Origin of the sequence: Formosa sp. Hel1_31_208, assembly GCF_900104785.1 — a bacterium.
Taxonomy (GTDB): Bacteria; Bacteroidota; Bacteroidia; order Flavobacteriales; family Flavobacteriaceae; genus Psychroserpens.
Genome location: NZ_LT629733.1, coordinates 838255 through 857253, shown reverse-complemented (window position 1 = coordinate 857253; position 18999 = coordinate 838255). Strand labels below are relative to the sequence as shown.

Below are 18999 nucleotides of genomic sequence, written 5' to 3'. Positions count from 1 at the left end.
AGTACCATATTATTTAATTTAGCTGAAATCAATAATATGTTAGAATGAAAATCATCTCCTACAACGTCAACGGTATTCGTGCAGCCATGAATAAAGGCTTTATCGAGTGGCTCCAAAGCGCAAATCCAGATGTGATTTGCTTACAAGAAATCAAAGCTATGAAAGAGCAAGTTGATATCGAAGCCATTGAAAATGCAGGTTACAAATACAACTATTGGTTTAGTGCTCAAAAAAAAGGCTATAGTGGTGTTGCTATTTTAAGTAAAACCGAACCTGACCATGTAGAATATGGCACTGGTATTGCGTCTATGGATTTTGAGGGGCGTAACCTAAGAGCAGACTTTAATGGATTATCTGTTATGAGTATGTATCTACCTTCTGGAACTAATGATGCTCGATTAGCACATAAGTTTGAGTATATGGATCTTATCAAGAATTACCTTAACAATCTGCGTCAAGAAAAACCCAAGCTTGTTGTTCTAGGTGATTATAATATTTGTCACGAAGCCATTGATATTCACAACCCAAAAATGAAAGGAGTTTCAGGGTTTTTACCTGAAGAACGTGAGTGGTTAAGCCATTTTATAGATAGTGGGTTTATAGACTCATTTAGATACTTACACCCTGAAAATCAAGAGTATACATGGTGGAGTTATCGCGCTAACTCTAGAGCTAATAATAAAGGTTGGCGACTGGATTATGGGATGGTGACACAACCTTTACAAGAAAACATCAAACGCAGCGTTATACTCTCTGAAGCGGTACACAGTGATCACTGTCCGATTCTAATAGAAATTGAAAACTAAACTAAAAACAAACAACTTAATTCATTTAGCATGATTAAAAAATTGTCACTAATAGCATTAACTTTAGTATTAACAACCTCTTGTGTTTCTAAAAAAATCTATGAAGATTTAGAAGACAAATACGCCAATTTAAAGAAGGAAAATAGAACACTCGCTGACGATAATAGCGAATTACAAACAGCGCTTAACAAAGCTCAAAACGAGTTGGCTAAACTTCAGAAAGATTACGATACAACTTTGGCGAAACGCAATACATTGCAAGCCGATTACGATGCCGCTAAGGCAAATCTGGATAATTTAAAAGCATCATACGACGCCTTAGAAAAGAATAGCAGTGCTGCCATTGCTGAAAATTCTAAAAAGAATAGAGAGCTCTTAGCACAACTCGAAGCAAAAGAGCAAGCCCTTGCTGCCGAAAACGCTAGATTAGAACAATTAAAGAAAGAACTAGAAGCGCGTTCACAGCGTGTTGCAGAGTTAGAAAGCGTAATAGCTGCTAAAGATGCTGCAATGAGCAAACTAAAAGATGCGATTTCAAAAGCCCTAACCAATTTTGAAGGTAAAGGTCTTACTGTTGAGCAACGCAACGGAAAAGTATATGTCTCAATGGAAAACAAACTCTTATTTGAATCTGGAAGTTGGGCAGTAGGGGTGCAAGGAAAACAAGCAGTAAAGCAATTGGGCGAAGTACTGGCAGACAATCCTGAAATTGCAATCTTAATAGAAGGCCATACTGATAATGTTCCCTATAAAGGTAATGCACAATTAAGTGGCAATTGGGATTTATCAACCAAACGTGCAACGGCCATTGTGAATATATTGAGAGAGAATGCTAACATCAACCCTGAGAATTTAACCGCGGCAGGTCGCGGTGAATATGCACCGATAGCGACTAATGAAACTGCAGAAGGCAAAGCGAAAAACCGTCGCATAGAAGTGATATTGACTCCGAAATTAGATGAAATCTCAAAGTTGTTAAATGATATTTAATTCATCATTAAAACCTTAACATAGATTTAGACCTTTCCGTTTTTATAAAGCTGAAAGGTCTTCTTATCTTTACACGTCTTTAATAATTAATTGAAAAGAATGAGATATACGACCTTACCAAAAACCGACATAAAAGTTAGTAAAATATGCCTTGGCACTATGACTTGGGGAAATCAAAACACGCAAGAAGAAGGCTTTGCACAAATGGATTTAGCTTTAGATAAAGGAGTGAATTTCTTTGATGTTGCCGAATTGTACCCTGTACCTGCTACTGCTGAACGCTATGCCGATACCGAACGTATTATTGGTAACTGGTTTGATAAAACGGGGCATCGTGATAAAGTGGTTTTAGCCACTAAAATTGCTGGACCAGGTGACTATACTGCGCATATTCGTACCACAGGTTTTAGTAAAGAAGCGCTTAACGAGGCCGTAAATAACAGTTTAAAACGACTCAAAACAGATTATATCGATTTGTATCAATTGCATTGGCCAGAACGTCAAACCAATACTTTTGGTGTGAGAGATTACACGCACAATTCTAATGACCCATGGACCGATAATTTTAATGAGGTCTTACATCAATTAGACGATATCATCAAATCAGGGAAAATACGTCAAGTTGGGATTTCAAACGAAAAAGCCTGGGGAACCATGCGCTATTTAGAAGAATCTAATGCGCATAACTTACCGCGAATGATTACCATTCAAAATGCTTATTCATTACTTAATAGAGTGTTTGAAGGTGATATGGCTGAAATTGCAATGCGTGAAGAGATTGGCTTATTAGCCTATTCTCCAATGGCTTTTGGAGTGTTGTCTGGGAAATATATTAAAGGCACGGCTGCAGACAATGCACGCTTAAAATTATTCCCAAGATTTGCGAGATACAGTGGAGACAAAGCTACGGAAGCAACCAAACGTTATATGCGAATTGCAGAAAACAACAATATGACTTTAGCACAAATGTCGTTAGCTTTTGTAACCGATAGACCATTTATGACCAGTAATATCATTGGAGCGACTTCTTTAGTTCAACTAGAAGAAAATATTGACAGTATTGATATTCAATTAAGTGATGAGATCTTGAAAGCGATTAATGACGTGCATGCTGAATTACCAAATCCAGCGCCTTAATATCGATGACTATATTAAAAACAAAAACCCCTTTCCGTTAAACGAAAAGGGGTTTTTTGATATTATTTGATTTCCTTACCATTTTTATCAATAAAATGGTATTCAAGATAAGTGTAAGCATCTCTAGGTAAAACTTTTACCCATTTTTTGTGTTCTAAAAACCACTTAGAACGTACCGATGGAAACCCTTTGGTTAAGAAGGCTGCTATAAAAGGATGCGCATTTAAGGTTATCTTTTTGTAGTCTTTTTTGAAAAGCCTTTCTAGGTCTTGGGTGATTTTTTGAATCACTTTAATTGGTGCTTCAATTTCACCACCAACAACACCATCAGGGTTTTCTTCTTTTGTTTTAATATTGCGTTCTGGGCGAACACGTTGTCTGGTAATTTGTATCAAACCAAACTTACTAGGTGGCAAAATTTTGTGTTTTGCCTTATCATCGTTCATTTCGTCACGAAGATAATTATACAATTTTTTTCGATTCTCTGCACTTTTCATATCAATAAAATCTACCACGATAATTCCTCCCATATCGCGTAAACGCAATTGTCGAGCAATTTCTGAAGCAGAAATCATATTGACTTCTAATGCAGTGTCTTCTTGATTTTTTTCTTTGTTAGATCTGTTCCCGCTATTAACATCAATCACATGCATCGCTTCGGTGTGTTCTATCACCAAATAAGCTCCTTTTGCCATAGAAACTGTGCGACCGAAAGTCGTTTTAATCTGACGTTCAATACCATATTTCTCAAATAGAGGTACGCCATTTTTATACAACTTCACGATTGATTCTTTTTTGGGCGCAATTTCTTGCACATAATCTTTAATCTGTCCATAAAGCAATTCGTCATCTACTGTAATACTTGAGAATGAATCGTCAAAAATATCTCTTAAAATTGAAGAGGCTTTGTTCATTTCACTCAAGACCTTACTAGGATGATGTGCTTTATTGAGTTTTTTACACATTGCTGTCCATCTACTCAGCAAATTCTGTAAATCTCTGTCGAGTTCGGCAACTTTTTTGCCATCTGCGACTGTACGAATAATAACGCCAAATCCTTTTGGTGTGATACTCTTAACCAACCGTTTTAAACGGTCTTTTTCTTCTTTAGATTCAATTTTTTGAGAAATTGAAATCCGATCTGAAAACGGTACTAAGACGATATAACGACCAGCAATAGATAACTCGCTACTAATACGAGGACCTTTGGTTGATATTGGCTCTTTTACAATTTGTACTAATAGAGATTGATTTGATTTTAAAGCGTTAGCTATGCTTCCGTTTTTATCAATATCTTTCTCAAACTGAAAATTTTTCAGTAAAAAATCGGTATGTCTACCTGTGCTTACACGTTTAACGAATTTTACAAGGGAAGGTAATTTTGGTCCTAAATCATGATAATGCAAAAAGGCATCTTTCTCATAACCTACATTTACAAATGCAGCATTTAGACCAGGAACAGCTTTACGTACTTTGGCGATAAATATATCACCAACTGCAAAGTTGTTATCATCTTCATCCTTGTGTAACTCGATAAGTTTTCCATCTTTTAATAAGGCAAAATCAACAATATCAGAACTCGATCTAATAATCAATTCTTTTTCCATGTTGTTAATTTTAATCCATTTTGATTCATTTCAAAACAGATGGATACTACTTTATTTTGACACAGGATATTTAATCCAGTAAACTCATGTATTGCGAAGGTAAAACGCAATAAACTCATGAATTTTATATCAAAGAACGTTGTTTTTAAAATTAAGAAAAGTAGTTAAAAACTACTTTTCTTAATTTATTTCTTTTTGTGACGATTAGCGCGTCTACGTTTTTTACGCTTATGCGTCGCTACCTTGTGTCTTTTTCTTTTTTTACCACTTGGCATAAATTATGTATTTTTTAAATTAATATTTGTTTTATTACTGAACCGAATTCAGCCCGTGTTTTAGTTTACTTCAACGTTAGTTTTAACTCCTTCGACAAATACTTTTGCAGGTTTAAATGCAGGGATATTGTGCGCAGGTATTTTAATTGTTGTGTTTTTTGAAATGTTACGACCAGTTTTTTCTGCTCTAGTTTTTACGATAAAACTTCCGAAACCTCTTAAGTAAACGTTATCTCCTCCTTCTAAAGATGATTTAACTTCTTCCATAAATGTTTCCACCGTTGCTTGTACGTCTCCTTTCTCAATTCCCAATTTATCGGAAATTTTAGCTACTATGTCAGCTTTTGTCATTGTTATTAATTTTTAGGGTTATCTATTAATTATAAGGGATGCAAATATAGGTAATTTAATTTCAATATTTCAAGCGTAATTAATTAAAATTTAACGTTGTAAAGATTTACTTTTGCCAATATTTTTTAATTTAAATGAATTTCACTAAAATTTTAACACATTGGTACTCAGCAAATAAGCGTAGCTTACCATGGAGAACAACCAAAAACCCTTATCATATCTGGTTGTCTGAAATTATCATGCAACAAACTCAAATTAAACAAGGGTTGCCTTATTATGAAGCTTTTATAAGGCATTTTCCAACAGTTTTTAAACTTGCAGATGCCGACGAGCAAGAGGTGTTAAAATTATGGCAAGGATTAGGCTACTACTCTAGAGCTAGAAATTTGCACACTTCAGCAAAACATATTGCTGATGAGCTAGATGGTGTTTTCCCTTCTAATTATTCAGACATTCTAAAACTTAAAGGTGTTGGTGATTATACAGCCAGTGCCATTGCTTCCATTTGTTTCAATGAATCTGCCGCGGTGGTTGACGGAAACGTATATCGTGTGCTATCGCGATATTTTGGAATTGATACACCCATTAACTCAAGTACTGGTATTAAAGAATTCAAGGCCTTGGCCAGTTCTTTATTAGATAGCACCAACCCAGGAGATTATAACCAAGCAGTTATGGAGTTTGGCGCCACCCAATGCAAGCCCAAAAATCCAAACTGTTCTGTTTGTCCGCTTAAAGATAGTTGCATGGCGTTACAAAAAGGCAAGGTTGACGCTTTGCCTGTCAAACTAAAGAAAACTAAGATCACTAAGAAACACTTCAACTTTTTAGTGCTCATTTCCGCAGACAAACAAACGCTTTTCGAAAAACGGACGTCTAAAGGTATTTGGCAAAATTTATATCAGTTCCCACTGATAGAAAGTGAACATCCCATAGATCCTGAAAATTTTAATTCGCATACCAAAGTTAAGCACTTTTTCAGTGGACTTAATTATGAGTACAGTTTATATAACACTTCCGAATTGGTCCATAAACTATCACACCAGCATTTGTTCACTCGATTTTGGATTATTGAGCTTGATAAGCTCCCAAAGGAAGGAATCCCTGTTGCTCATCTCAAAACCTATCCTACACCCATATTAATTAGTAAATTTATTGACGAGTTTGACTTTTAGTATTCTCATAAAATTTTCTTACTTTTAATATTCTGATTACAAAATGTTTAATTTTGTAAGCTCAAATAACAATAACTATGTCAGGAACATTAAATAAAGTAATGCTAATAGGGCATTTAGGCGATGAAGTAAAGATGCATTATTTTGATGGTGGGAATTGCGTAGGTCGTTTTCCATTAGCCACGAACGAAACCTATGTGAACAAACAGACTAATGAACGTGTAAGCAATACAGAATGGCACAATATTGTCGTTCGGAATAAAGCAGCTGAAATATGTGAAAAGTACTTATCAAAAGGTGACAAAGTCTATATTGAAGGACGTTTAAAGACGAGAAAATGGACAGACGATAAAGGTACCGATCGTTATTCAACTGAAATTCAATGTACCGATTTCACATTCTTATCGACAAAAAATGAGAATCAAGGAAGTCAAGCTGCTGCGGCTAATACACAAGCAGCAACACCTGATCCGGCTCTTTCGAGTCCAACTGAATCAATTACAGAAGACAACGATGATCTTCCGTTTTAAATAATCTAAACTTAAATTATTGCTTTGGACCCTGAACCCTCGAGTTTAATAATTAGCATACTCAATGTAAGCGCTTCCTTTCTCTACGGATTCGTATTACTTTTTATTTTGTTGCTCTGCTCTGCTCTTATATCTGGTGCAGAAGTCGCTTTTTTCTCTTTAACCAAATCTGATATTGACAATGGTTTAGAAGAAAATGAAAAAGCTTTTGCTGTTATTTCTAAACTATTAGCGCGCCCTAAAAAGCTTTTAGCCACAATATTAGTTGCCAACAACTTTATTAATATTGGCATCGTAATTCTCTTTGCTTATCTAGGTGAACGTTTATTTGAAAGCATTGAATTATCGTGGTTGCGTTTCGCATTAGAAGTAGTTGTTATCACCTTTTTAATTTTGCTCTTTGGTGAGATTGTCCCTAAAATATATGCCAGTAGAAATCGGGTGAAATTCTCTTTGTTTATGGCCATTCCATTAAGAATATTAGATGTACTATTTTCTCCTGTTAGTTTACCTATGCGCAGTATTACAATAGGCATTCAAAACCGATTTGGAAAGCAAAAATCAAACTTAAGTGTTGACCAGCTGTCCCAAGCTTTAGAGCTCACTACGGAAGGCGATACGACCGTAGAAGAACATAAAATACTTAAAGGAATTGTGTCTTTTGGTAATACCGATACCAAGCAAGTAATGCGACCTAGAATGGACATTTTTGCTCTGAGTGAAGATTTGAATTACGCAGAAATTATTCCAGAAGTGGTAAAAAATGGCTACTCTAGAATTCCAGTGTATAAAGATAGTATTGATAGTGTTACTGGAATATTATACATAAAGGACCTTCTGCCTCATATTGAACGAAAAAAGTTTGAATGGACGACCTTATTGCGTGAACCATTTTTTGTTCCTGAAAATAAAAAGTTGGATGATTTAATGTTAGAATTCCAAGAGAAGAAAGTGCATTTAGCCATTGTTGTAGACGAATATGGCGGTACATCAGGAGTGATTTCACTAGAAGATGTCATTGAAGAAATCGTTGGAGATATTAGTGATGAATTTGATGATGACGATGTCATCTACACAAAAATTGACGATAAAAATTATTCCTTTGAAGGGAAGACAACACTTAAAGACTTCTATAAAATCATTAAACTTGAAGATGAATCACATTTTGAAGATTATAAAGGTGAAGCGGAGACTATTGCTGGTTTTGTATTAGAGATTTCAGGAATTTTCCCAAGATTACAGAGTAAAATAAACTTTAAAAATTACGTTTTCACTATAGAAGCTATTGACAAAAAAAGAATCAAACAGATTAAGTTTACCATTTTAGATTAAAATGGCTACCACTATGAGGATAAAAAAAATATTGCTGCCTGTGATGGCTTTTGCTTGTATCTCTTGCGGAAATGACCCCTTGCCGAAGCCCAAGGCGATGCTCAGACTAGACTATCAAAAACCAGAATATGCTAAAGTAGATTTGCCGATACCATTTACGTTTGAAAAGAATAAAGCTGCAGATAATATCTCTAAGCTAAAATTAGATGGTATTAATAATTCTTATGGTATTGATATTAATTATCCTGACATGAAAGGGACTATTTATCTTACTTATAAGAAAGTTACAGCTGATAATTTAAATAACTTATTACGAGATGCACAAAACTTAACTCAGAAGCACACGATGAAAGCCGATGAAATTGAAAGTATCATTTATGAGAATCCAAAACAGGATGTTTATGGAATGTTCTATGAAGTAGGTGGTAATGCTGCATCACAATCACAATTTTATGTCACAGACAGTACCCATCATTTTCTAAGTGGATCCTTATATTTCTATACAAAACCTAATTATGATTCTATTTATCCTGCAGCAGTATACTTAAAAAATGACATCAAACATTTGATGGAATCTATTGAATGGAAGAAATGAAAACCAAATTAATATGACCAAAAAAGCCTATCAATTATGATAGGCTTTTTTATATTTTTGAGCTTAAGTCTAATTAGAAATTGTAACGTAAACTTGCGTTGAACGTTCTTCCAATTCCTAGGAAGTAACCGAAGTTATCTCTTTGGTTGATATAAGCAGAGTTAAATACGTTATTAACGTTTGCTCTAAATGTCATCTTGTTATCTCCAAGATCAAATCTGTAAGTTACACCAGCATCCGCCAATGTGTAAGCAGGTAATTTTTCTGCTTGATAAGTTGTGTCATTTAATGCTGCATCTACAACATCCTCAACATCTACAAACTCATATAAGTCTGTGAAAAGGTTATAATCCATATCTACTGATAATCCTTCAGTAATATTATAAACAAAACCAGCTCCAAAAGATGTTTGTGGTGCATTACCAACTTTTACATCTGTTAATTCTACATTTCCATTGGTTTCTAGGAAAACTGTAGTATCATCATTTTGTAAGGTAAAAGGCGTAGATCCTTCATATTTCCAGTTTCCTAAAGATCCGTAACCTCTTAATGTGAAATCTCCTCCTATTGGACGGTATTCGAAATCAAATTCAACACCTTGGTGAATTTGTGTTACATCTGTAAAACGGTATGTTCCAAATTCATCCATTGGTAATTCTGTTCCAAATGATAGGAATCTATTACCCCATTCGGTTCTGTATACATCTACGTTAAATCTGAACACATCATTTGTGAAACGGTATCCTGCTTCAAGACCTAAGATTTCTTCGTTTTCAATCTCTGGTTGAACTAAATCATTAGAGTTTCTAATATCTCTAAAGATATTATCTAAGAATGGCTGACGAGAGAATGTACCAGCATTTGCAAAAACGGTGTGTTGTTCATCTAAGTTATAAGATGCACCACCTTTAACCTGGTAACCTGTTTTATTAATTTTTTCAGACTCACCTAAACCATTACCTGTTCCTATAAAACGACCTGTTCTTTGGAAAGACTGAGTAGATACTGCAGCCTGCACGAATACAGAGAATTTATCAGTAGAATATTCAGCTTGACCAAAACCACCTAAGTAATTAATATTTTCAGAATAATCAAATTGCGTACGTTCAGATTCGTCTGCTGTTTCAAATAAGGCCGACCATGGGTTGGCATCAAATTCAGTAGTAAACACATAATCATCTGGACGATCGGTTCTAAAATTATCTACAAAACCACTAAGACCCATCAAGTCGTTGATTTGTCTCCAGTGATCACCTTTGTATAAACGACCATCAAATCCTACATTAAATGTCCAGTTTTCACCAGATTCAATGTTTAAATTAGATAATAATCCATACCAGTTATGATTATTAACTGACGCTCGTCTTACTCTAGCATCATTAAAACCAGCAAAACCATTAGAATCTGCCGCAGCAACATTATTATCAACGATATCATCAAATACTATCTCACCAATATCGTTTCTGATACGGCTACCTCGACCTAACATCCCTGTTCCACCTCCTCGTCCCCAAGACGCATATAATACGGTAGATAAATCTAATTTTTCATTGATGTTGTAGTCCCAGTTAAGATTTGCTACTGGCTTATGGTAGTAGTTACGTCTTTCAGAAAAACGCTCTCCATCTTTAAATCCTGTATTTCCATTATACTTCTCACCATATAACTCATATTCTTCTAAATCGTTAGAAAAATTTTGATCATGCCATTGTGGTGCTCCCGTTAATAAAAAGTTGAATGTGTTTTTATCGTTTGGCTTGTAACCAACAGAGAATAAGTAGTTTTGTCCTTGACCAGCAGTACCAATAGAATACTTTCTGTGTGCTTGCCAGTGATCAACTAAAACTGAAAACGCCCAGCCTTTCTCGTTAACACCAGAGTTGTAAGCCACAGTTGCTTTCATAAAGCTATCGTTACCCCCCATGACTCTGAAGAAACCACCTTTTTTCTGCTCAGTCGTTTTAGATACAATGTTAACAGTACCACCAACTGAAGAGATTGCTAATTTAGAAGACCCTAAACCTCTTTGAATCTGTACGGCATTGGCAACATCAGCCATACCAGCCCAGTTAGACCAAAACAAACGACCATCTTCAACACTATTAATAGGTTGTCCATTTAAAAGGAAAGCCGTATTTGTATCGTTAAAACCACGTAAAAATAATTGACTATCACCAAATCCACCAGCTTGATTAGCTACATAAATAGATGGTGTGTTTTTCATTGATTCCGTGAATTCAGAGTTACCAGCAATTTTCAACTGAATATCTTTACCTCTAATTGTAGATACGGCTACTGGAGTTTGTCTTGCCTCAGCAATATCAATAACTCCTGTACCAACAACAATAACTTCTTGTAGTGAGTTATCTGCTTCTAGAGTAATAGATCCTAGATCTTGAGACCCATTGAACTTCAATGTGATGCTTGAGTATCCAACGTAAGAAATCACGATAGAACCGCTAGCAGCATTAGTTTGTAAGGTGAAATTTCCATCAATATCGGTACTTACACCATTTGATGTGCCTTTTTCAACTACGTTTGCTCCAGGTAATGGAAAGCCATCAGCGACCACCTTTCCTTTTACAGTACTTTGAGCCATAGCTGCTGTAGAAAGCAACAATAAGCTCATAAATAAAAATTGAGTAATTTTTTTCATATGAAATTAATTTAAAGAGTTTTAATTTTCTGCAAAAATACTATGGTATTAGTTTTAAACGTTAATTTAATGTTAATAATTATTAACACACAAATTTATCATAAAATTGCTTTTTAACTTGATGGAAATCAAAATAGTAATAAACAGGTCTATTTAACGCTTTTGTAGTATTTGATAAGGTTTTGTGTAGATGCGTCGTGATTGTTGATAACATTTTCGTCATTTAGCTCCTTCAAAATGGTATTTGCGAGTTGCTTTCCTAACTCCACGCCGAATTGATCGTAACTAAAGATGTTCCAAATAATTCCTTGAACAAAAATCTTATGCTCATACATTGCTATGAGTTTACCTAAGCTTTCTGGAGTTAATTTTTCAATTAAGATAGTTGTTGTTGGTTTATTCCCTTCAAAAACTTTAAAAGGTGTCAATTCTTTTATTTTTTCTTCGGAAAGCCCTTGAGCAAGTAATTCTGATTTAACCGCATCTCTCGACTTTCCACCCATTAACGCTTCGGTTTGAGCAAAAAAGTTAGACATCAACTTATCCTGATGATCTTGATTTCCATGAAGGGATTTAGCAAATCCAATAAACTCTGCAGGTATTAATTTGGTGCCTTGATGAATCAATTGAAAAAACGCATGCTGAGAATTAGTTCCTGGTTCTCCCCAAATAATAGTTCCTGTTTGATAATTGATAGTATCTCCATTTCTATCGATACTTTTTCCGTTACTTTCCATAATACCTTGTTGCAAGTAGGTCGCAAATTGGTTTAAATATTGCGAATATGGAATAATCGCTTCGCTTTCAGCATTAAAAAAATTATTATACCAAACACTTAAAAGTGCTGTAATCACAGGAATATTATTTTTAAAATCTTCTGTTTTAAAATGCTCATCCATTTTATGAGCGCCGATAAGAAGCTTATCAAAATTATCAAACCCAATAGCAAGACTTATGGATAATCCTACGGCGCTCCAAAGTGAAAAACGGCCACCAACCCAATTCCACATTGGGAAAATATTGTTTTCATCGATCCCAAAGCTTTTTACTTTTTCAATATTAGTAGAAACAGCAACAAAATGCTTGGAAACGGCATCATTAGGCGCATTGTTTAGAAACCAATCTCTCAAGGTATTTGCATTAGACAAGGTCTCTTGCGTCGTAAAGGTTTTAGATACGATCACAAATAAAGTCGTTTCTGGATTTAGCTGCTTAATCACTTCATTCACATGATCACCATCTACATTACTTACAAAGTGTGTTTTTAAGTGGTTTTTGTAATATGTAAGAGAATCAACTACCATTGCTGGACCTAAATCAGAACCACCAATACCAATATTGACGACATCTGTAAAAGGCCTATCAGTATAACCCTTTAATGATCCGTTGATGATATCACTTGAAAACCTATGAATCTTACCTTTCACTTGATAGATCTCTGGCATTATATTTTTTCCGTTAACCAGAACTTCAGTATGCTCTGGATTACGTAAGGCTGTATGTAGAACTTCCCGCCCCTCAGTTTGGTTAATTACATCACCTCCAAAATACTTTTCTATGGCGTCTTTTAATTTCACTTCATGGGCCAGTTCTAGGAGTAAATCCATTGTGTCTTCTGAAATGCGATGTTTGGAATAATCTACATAAAAATCATCCCAAGAAATCGTCATGTCCTTCACGCGATCTTGATGCTGTGCAAAAAGGTCATTTAAATGTTTCGATTGAATATTTTTAAAATGTGCTTGTAATTTGCTCCAAGCTTCAGTTGTAGTTGGATTAATTGTCTGTAATGCCATTACTGTATTTTAGACGTTAGTGTTTCACTTTCCGATGGTAATTCAATTTTATTATCTTCAAATTGAATGTTATCTAGCCTGACTTTTACTGGTGCTATATAATCTAAATATTTTACTTTTAAACTATCTGAAATTGGTTTGGCTTCAGGAAGTTTTTCTCTTAAAGGGTCCACTTGTTTTCCATTTTTCCAGAAACGGTAACACACATGAGGTCCACCAGTATTTCCAGTCATCCCTATCCAACCTATAACATCTCCTTGCTTTACAAAATCACCTTTTTTAACATTTTGTGCTTTCATATGCAGGTATTGAGTGCTATAGGTAGCATTATGTCTAATCTTCACATATTTCCCATTTCCTCGTCGTCTTGTGGATTCGGTGACGGTTCCGTTGGCAGTTGCCAGAATTGGTGTTCCTATTGATGCTGCAAAATCAGTTCCTTTATGTGGTCTTAATTTATAACCGTAATAGGCGATTCGACGATTGAGATTGTAACGTGACGATATCCGGCTAAATTGAACAGGTGCTTTTAAAAATGCCCTTCTTAAATTTTTAGCTTCATCATTAAAATAATCTCTAATTTGTTTCACAGAATCAGTTTCAAACTCAAACGCATAGAAAGGTTCTTTTTTGTGTTCAAAATACACGGCTTTAATATCATGAACACCTACATATACAGAATCATCTATATATTTATCAGTATAAATCACTTTAAATCTATCTCCCGCTTGAAGTCTTCTAAAATCAATAGTCCAAGCATATATTTCATCGGCCATTTTATAGGCTAATCTTGGACTTAATCCTTGTTCAATCATTAATTGTGAAATTCCCATACCATCTGGTATAATTCCTGTTGCAGTTTTCTCAACATAAGTAATAGGCTTTCTACTCGTGTAAGCATGAATAGAATCTTGAAAGTTAATAACGACGTATTCTTCTTTATTAGGTTGGTATATAAAGCAGCGAGGTGTTTCTAATGAATCCTTAGAGCACAATAAGGTATATGGTTTACCTATCTGTAGTTTTCTAATATCAAAACTATCTTTGGCCTTTTCAGCGATATTAAAAATCTTAGGATAGCCAATTTTGTTACGTTCTAATATTTCGCCGAAGCTATCTCCTTTTCTTATCGTATCTCTTTTAACAACGTAGTCTTCGAGAACAAAACCAAACTCTTTGTCAGGTTCTGGCTCTAAAAAGGTTTGTAATTGCTCTAATTCTGGTTTTTCTTCCTCCTTGCATGAAAAAAAACCAATACAAATAAAAAGTGCTATTAATAATTGTTTTGGTTGCATTAAAATGTTCGTTAAATGTTTTCTCCCCAATTTTCTAATTCCTGTTCGCTCCAAAGTTCAGGAAAAAATATGCGTTTTTGGTATTTAGGATGCATATATTTTTTCCAATCGCTTCCGCCTGTAGCTTCGCCATCTCCGGTCCCGCTTTCAATGTAATGACGTGCTGCATTGTAATGCGCCATCACCCAAGTGATATTAACCGTATAGTCAAAGTGCCTCATAGCTTTAACTAGGCTTTCATCTTCTTGATCTTTTTCTGGTAATTCTTTAAAGCGTGACCATAAATTTTTAGTATTGTAGGTTTGCATAAAGCGAATAAAATCACCCTTGTATCGCTTTTCAAAATTCGTCAAAAGAGTTGATTTTTTACCTGTAGTATAATCTTTCCCTGCAGCTTGCCAATACAAATGCTCGAAAGCGTGCTCAAAAGGTGTATTCCGATCAATGGTTTTTCTAAATCTATAATCAATAAGATTGATTAATTCGGTTGACGCGAATTCAATCATGCGATATTGTGCGCTTTGAAATCCACTTGCTGGAGTCAGCGTGTATCGAAACTTCATGTATTGTTCAACTTCCATTCCTTCTCTCATGATATTGAATGAGGTAGTCAACATGTCAAAGTACCGACTGATACGCATAATTTTATTTTCAAAAAACTCAACAGATAATTCGTCCTTTTCGGCTACTTGTTGAATTTCCCACAAAATCATTTTAAAAATGAGCTCATTAATTTGATGATAGGCTATAAAGACCATTTCATCAGGTAAAGTTGTACGCTGTGTTTGAAGGCTTAAAAGTGCATCCGTTTGTATATAGTCCCAATATGTAATTGGCTTGCTATAAAGCAAACCATATAAATGGTCTTCGGTATCTTGGTCTATTTTAGCATACTTCGTTTGAAGTTTTTTAATAATGTCGTCGTACTTAGGTTGGTCTGGCATAATTTAATTGTCAAATTCTATTTGAAAAGAGTGTTTTAAACCCTTGAAAGCGACAAGATCTGCTCTTAAAGACCCTATTGCTAAATCTGCTTTTATCTTTAGAGGAATTTTATTCTTGTCGGCACTAACCCATAGTGTTAAGCTTTCCTCTTCTTTAAATACGCGACCAGCCATAACATAAGGTCTAAATTTCAATGTTTTCACTTTAACCTCTGAACCATTTATATCTACTTTAATCGTCTCTTTACCTAAATATTTCAATTTAAAACCATAATTCTCTTCATCAAAAAACATATTTGTTTTTATCTCATCTCCGCGTCTCAAAGTAGATATGTCAATACTATTTCTTAAATAATAGTACATAGAAACCATATCCTGAACACCTTGTTCAGTCGCAATAGTTTTAATGTTTTTATACTTTTTATTATTTACAGTAGCCTTCTGTTCTTGATGATTAAAATCTATTTCAATATCTTTAGTATGTCCTCCTTCGTCTATTTTTCTTATAAATTTATATGGAGAGCCTGTTGTCTTATCAAAATAGCTTTCGTAGCGGTCTCTTACTTTAAAAACGGTATTAATCAAACCTGTAGTTTTTCCTTTTCCTACGACATGATACACCTTTTTCCCATTTAATTCTTTTTCATTTATTTTTAACGTGGCTTCTCCGGCTTTTAACCAACCACTATAACTCATCTTAAACTTAAACCATTCGCCTTCTTGGAATGCGCCTTTATCTTGGGCAAAAGAAACTTGCACACCAAACAGAATAGCAATTATAAGTAGTACTTTTTTCATTTTAGATCGTATTGTATATGTAACTTTCAGCATTACACTTTATTGTTTGTACTATAGAATTACAATTACTATTCCAAAAATATAAATTTTATTGAAACCATTATATACAATGACGTTATAGTTATGTTAGAATTCAAATAAAAAACTCCATCAATACTGATGGAGTTTTTTTCTTTATAAAGTTCCGCGTTTGGCTTGTTCTCGTTCTATTGATTCGAACAGGGCTTTAAAATTACCCGCCCCAAATCCTTTAGCTCCCATGCGTTGAATAATTTCAAAAAACAGTGTTGGACGGTCCTCCACTGGTTTCGTAAAAATTTGTAATAAATAACCTTCCTCATCAGCATCTACCAAAATTGATAATTCTTGCAATTTATTAATATCCTCCTTCATCATATCGCGATGCTCTCCCAATCGCTCAGGAATCATATCATAATAGGACTGTGGCGGTGGTGGTAAGAATTCTACACCTCTAGCCTTTAATTTCGCCACTGTTTTAATGATATCATCTGTTGCGACTGCAATATGTTGCACCCCTGAATCTTCATAAAAATCAAGATATTCTTCTATTTGTGATTTTTTAGCTGCTTTTGCAGGTTCATTAATTGGGAATTTAATACGGCCGTTTCCATTACTCATCACCTTACTCATTAAAGCTGAATATTCGGTATGAATTTGCTTGTCGTCAAAAGACAGGAAATTCACAAATCCCATAACGTCTTCATACCATTTCACCCATGTATTCATTTGTCCCCAACCTACATTACCTACCATATGATCTATATATTTCAAGCCCACAGGTTCAGGGTTATAATCGGATTCCCATTTTTCAAATCCTGGCATGAACGTCCCTTTATAGTTTTTACGCTCTACAAACATATGTACCGTTTCTCCATAGGTGTAAATTCCTGCACGTACCACTTCTCCAAATTCATCGGTTTCAACAACTGGCTTCATGTAAGACTTTGCCCCTCTTTTCGTTGTTTCTTCATACGATTTTCTAGCATCATCTACCCATAGTGCGATTACTTTTACCCCATCACCGTGTTTTACAATATGGGCATTAATTGGCGATTTGCTATTTAATGGTGTTGTTAATACTAGTCTAATTTTATCTTGTTTTAGCACATAGCTCACAGCATCTTTTGAACCTGTTTCTAGACCTTTGTAAGCATACGATTGAAAGCCAAAGGCTGTTTTATAGAAATGTGCCGATTGCTTAGCGTTACCAACATAAAACTCGACATAGTCTGTTCCTAGAAGTGGTAAAAAATCTTGAGCATCTTCAAAGATTTTTTCCAACCCGTAATTGACACTTTTTACTTCTTTTGCCATAATATTTATTATTTAGTCTTCCGAAGGAAGTCAATCAAAACAATTGATTTATATATTTATTTTGTTACTATTCTAACCAAGATTTATAATAATCTTCGTCTGCTATTTTTAAAGCTTCTTCTGTAATTTGAAGAGGTTTAAATGTATCGACCATAACTGCTAGCTCATCAGTTTTGACTTTTCCAATACTGCGTTCGGTCGCTCCAGGGTGTGGTCCATGAGGAATACCTGCTGGATGCAAGCTAATATGACCCGCATCAATATCATTTCGACTCATAAAATCGCCATCTACATAATACAGCACCTCATCACTATCTATATTGCTATGGTTGTATGGTGCTGGTATACTTTCTGGATGATAATCATATAATCGGGGCACAAAACTGCAAATCACAAAAGCATCCGTTTCAAAAGTTTGATGTACTGGAGGCGGTTGATGAATTCTACCTGTTATGGGTTCAAAATCATGTATTGAAAAGGCATAGGGATAGTTATAACCATCATATCCTACCACATCAAAAGGATGGGAAGCATAAATCATTTCAAACATATCATCTTGCTTTTTTACCTTCATTAGGAATTCACCAGACTCGTTGTGCGTCTCTAATTCTTGAGGTTGGCGCAAATCGCGCTCACAAAAAGGAGAGTGCTCTAATAGTTGCCCGAACCAATTGCGATAGCGCTTTGGTGTGTATATTGGTCGGCGCGACTCTACAATAAACAATCTATTATCTTCAGTATCGAAATCCATTTTATATATGATTCCTCTTGGCACCACAAGGTAGTCTCCGTATTTAAAATCGAGATTCCCAAGATGGGTCCTAAGTTTCCCTGTTCCTTTATGAACAAAAATCAACTCATCAGCGTCTGAATTCTTATAGAAATATTCTGTTGTGGATTGTTTCGGAGCCGCCAAAATAATGGTACAATCGCTATTGGTAAGGACGGCTTTGCGGCTTTCTAGATAATCATTTTCGGGTTTCACTTGAAAACCACGAAAACGATACGATTGCATATGGTTGGCCTTTGCAATTTTAGGTGCAACACTATATTGCTTTTTGATGGCTTTGACCTGTGTTGGTCGTTGCTCGTGGTAACTATTGGTTGACATCCCGTCAAAACCTATAGTACCAAATAATTGTTCGGCATATAAACTTCCATCTTCTTTTCGAAATTGTACATGTCGTTTCGATGGAATTTTTCCTAATTTATGATAAAAAGGCATTTTTTTTAAAGTTTAAAAAGTTGATACGTGCATACGAAAATACGTATAGCTTAAGTGTGTTTTAAAGATACAAAAAATGCTTGCTTATTCAGGATTTCTCTTGATAAGAAAATGAAGGTAACTAAGTAAATCTTTGAAGTATAGATTTGACA

General features: G+C 34.9%; 16 protein-coding genes. 7 read left to right on the top strand and 9 right to left on the bottom strand.

Annotated features, from left to right (window positions below; translation table 11 throughout):
• The first annotated feature begins 44 nt into the window (after positions 1-44).
• The 3 genes from BLT57_RS03650 (at position 45) to BLT57_RS03640 (ending at position 2933) form a co-directional block, all read left to right on the top strand.
• On the top strand, positions 45-806 hold the full coding sequence (locus BLT57_RS03650; protein WP_091422427.1) for an exodeoxyribonuclease III: 762 nt from the start codon (positions 45-47) through the stop codon (positions 804-806).
• 30 nt (positions 807-836) lie between these two features.
• A complete protein-coding gene (locus BLT57_RS03645) occupies positions 837-1796 on the top strand; it encodes an OmpA family protein (RefSeq protein WP_091422424.1) in 960 nt (319 codons plus the stop codon).
• Positions 1797-1895: 99 nt separating this feature from the next.
• On the top strand, positions 1896-2933 hold the full coding sequence (locus BLT57_RS03640; RefSeq protein ID WP_091422420.1) for an aldo/keto reductase: 1038 nt from the start codon (positions 1896-1898) through the stop codon (positions 2931-2933).
• Between the two features lie 62 nt (positions 2934-2995).
• On the opposite strand, the gene BLT57_RS03635 is transcribed toward BLT57_RS03640, so the two are convergent.
• Both BLT57_RS03635 and BLT57_RS03630 read right to left on the bottom strand, forming a co-directional pair.
• Positions 2996-4540, bottom strand: coding sequence for a ribonuclease E/G (locus BLT57_RS03635; protein ID WP_091422415.1), 1545 nt, complete (start codon positions 4538-4540; stop codon positions 2996-2998).
• A 335-nt stretch (positions 4541-4875) separates the two neighbouring features.
• Positions 4876-5166 (bottom strand): HU family DNA-binding protein, encoded by a 291-nt coding sequence (locus BLT57_RS03630; RefSeq protein ID WP_028870804.1) that lies wholly within the window; start codon positions 5164-5166, stop codon positions 4876-4878.
• A gap of 134 nt (positions 5167-5300) precedes the next feature.
• Between BLT57_RS03630 and mutY the strand changes: the two genes are divergently transcribed.
• The 4 genes from mutY to gldD all read left to right on the top strand — a co-directional run bounded on the left by mutY (position 5301) and on the right by gldD (position 8798).
• Positions 5301-6341, top strand: a complete 1041-nt coding sequence (gene mutY / locus BLT57_RS03625) for an A/G-specific adenine glycosylase (RefSeq protein ID WP_091422411.1) — start codon at positions 5301-5303, stop codon at positions 6339-6341.
• A gap of 77 nt (positions 6342-6418) precedes the next feature.
• On the top strand, positions 6419-6871 hold the full coding sequence (locus BLT57_RS03620) for a single-stranded DNA-binding protein (protein WP_091422410.1): 453 nt from the start codon (positions 6419-6421) through the stop codon (positions 6869-6871).
• 24 nt (positions 6872-6895) lie between these two features.
• A complete protein-coding gene (locus tag BLT57_RS03615) occupies positions 6896-8203 on the top strand; it encodes a gliding motility-associated protein GldE (protein ID WP_091422403.1) in 1308 nt (435 codons plus the stop codon).
• 13 nt (positions 8204-8216) lie between these two features.
• The gene (gene gldD / locus BLT57_RS03610) at positions 8217-8798 is read left to right on the top strand and encodes a gliding motility lipoprotein GldD (protein WP_091426651.1); all 582 of its coding nucleotides are present in this window, start codon (positions 8217-8219) and stop codon (positions 8796-8798) included.
• 73 nt (positions 8799-8871) lie between these two features.
• On the opposite strand, the gene BLT57_RS03605 is transcribed toward gldD, so the two are convergent.
• The 7 genes from BLT57_RS03605 to BLT57_RS03575 form a co-directional block, all read right to left on the bottom strand.
• Positions 8872-11454, bottom strand: a complete 2583-nt coding sequence (locus BLT57_RS03605; RefSeq protein ID WP_091422399.1) for a TonB-dependent receptor domain-containing protein — start codon at positions 11452-11454, stop codon at positions 8872-8874.
• 149 nt (positions 11455-11603) lie between these two features.
• The gene (pgi, locus tag BLT57_RS03600; protein WP_091422396.1) at positions 11604-13250 is read right to left on the bottom strand and encodes a glucose-6-phosphate isomerase; all 1647 of its coding nucleotides are present in this window, start codon (positions 13248-13250) and stop codon (positions 11604-11606) included.
• Positions 13250-14545: a peptidoglycan DD-metalloendopeptidase family protein gene (locus BLT57_RS03595; protein ID WP_091426650.1), complete on the bottom strand. Its 1296-nt coding sequence runs from the start codon at positions 14543-14545 to the stop codon at positions 13250-13252. The genes pgi and BLT57_RS03595 overlap by 1 nt, the downstream gene beginning before the upstream one ends.
• Before the next feature lie 11 nt (positions 14546-14556).
• Positions 14557-15489: a tryptophan 2,3-dioxygenase family protein gene (locus tag BLT57_RS03590; RefSeq protein ID WP_091422392.1), complete on the bottom strand. Its 933-nt coding sequence runs from the start codon at positions 15487-15489 to the stop codon at positions 14557-14559.
• 3 nt (positions 15490-15492) lie between these two features.
• The gene (locus BLT57_RS03585; protein ID WP_091422389.1) at positions 15493-16287 is read right to left on the bottom strand and encodes a DUF3108 domain-containing protein; all 795 of its coding nucleotides are present in this window, start codon (positions 16285-16287) and stop codon (positions 15493-15495) included.
• A gap of 174 nt (positions 16288-16461) precedes the next feature.
• Positions 16462-17622 (bottom strand): 4-hydroxyphenylpyruvate dioxygenase, encoded by a 1161-nt coding sequence (gene hppD / locus BLT57_RS03580; protein WP_091422385.1) that lies wholly within the window; start codon positions 17620-17622, stop codon positions 16462-16464.
• Positions 17623-17689: 67 nt separating this feature from the next.
• Positions 17690-18847, bottom strand: coding sequence for a homogentisate 1,2-dioxygenase (locus BLT57_RS03575; RefSeq protein WP_091422382.1), 1158 nt, complete (start codon positions 18845-18847; stop codon positions 17690-17692).
• Positions 18848-18999: the final 152 nt, after the last annotated feature.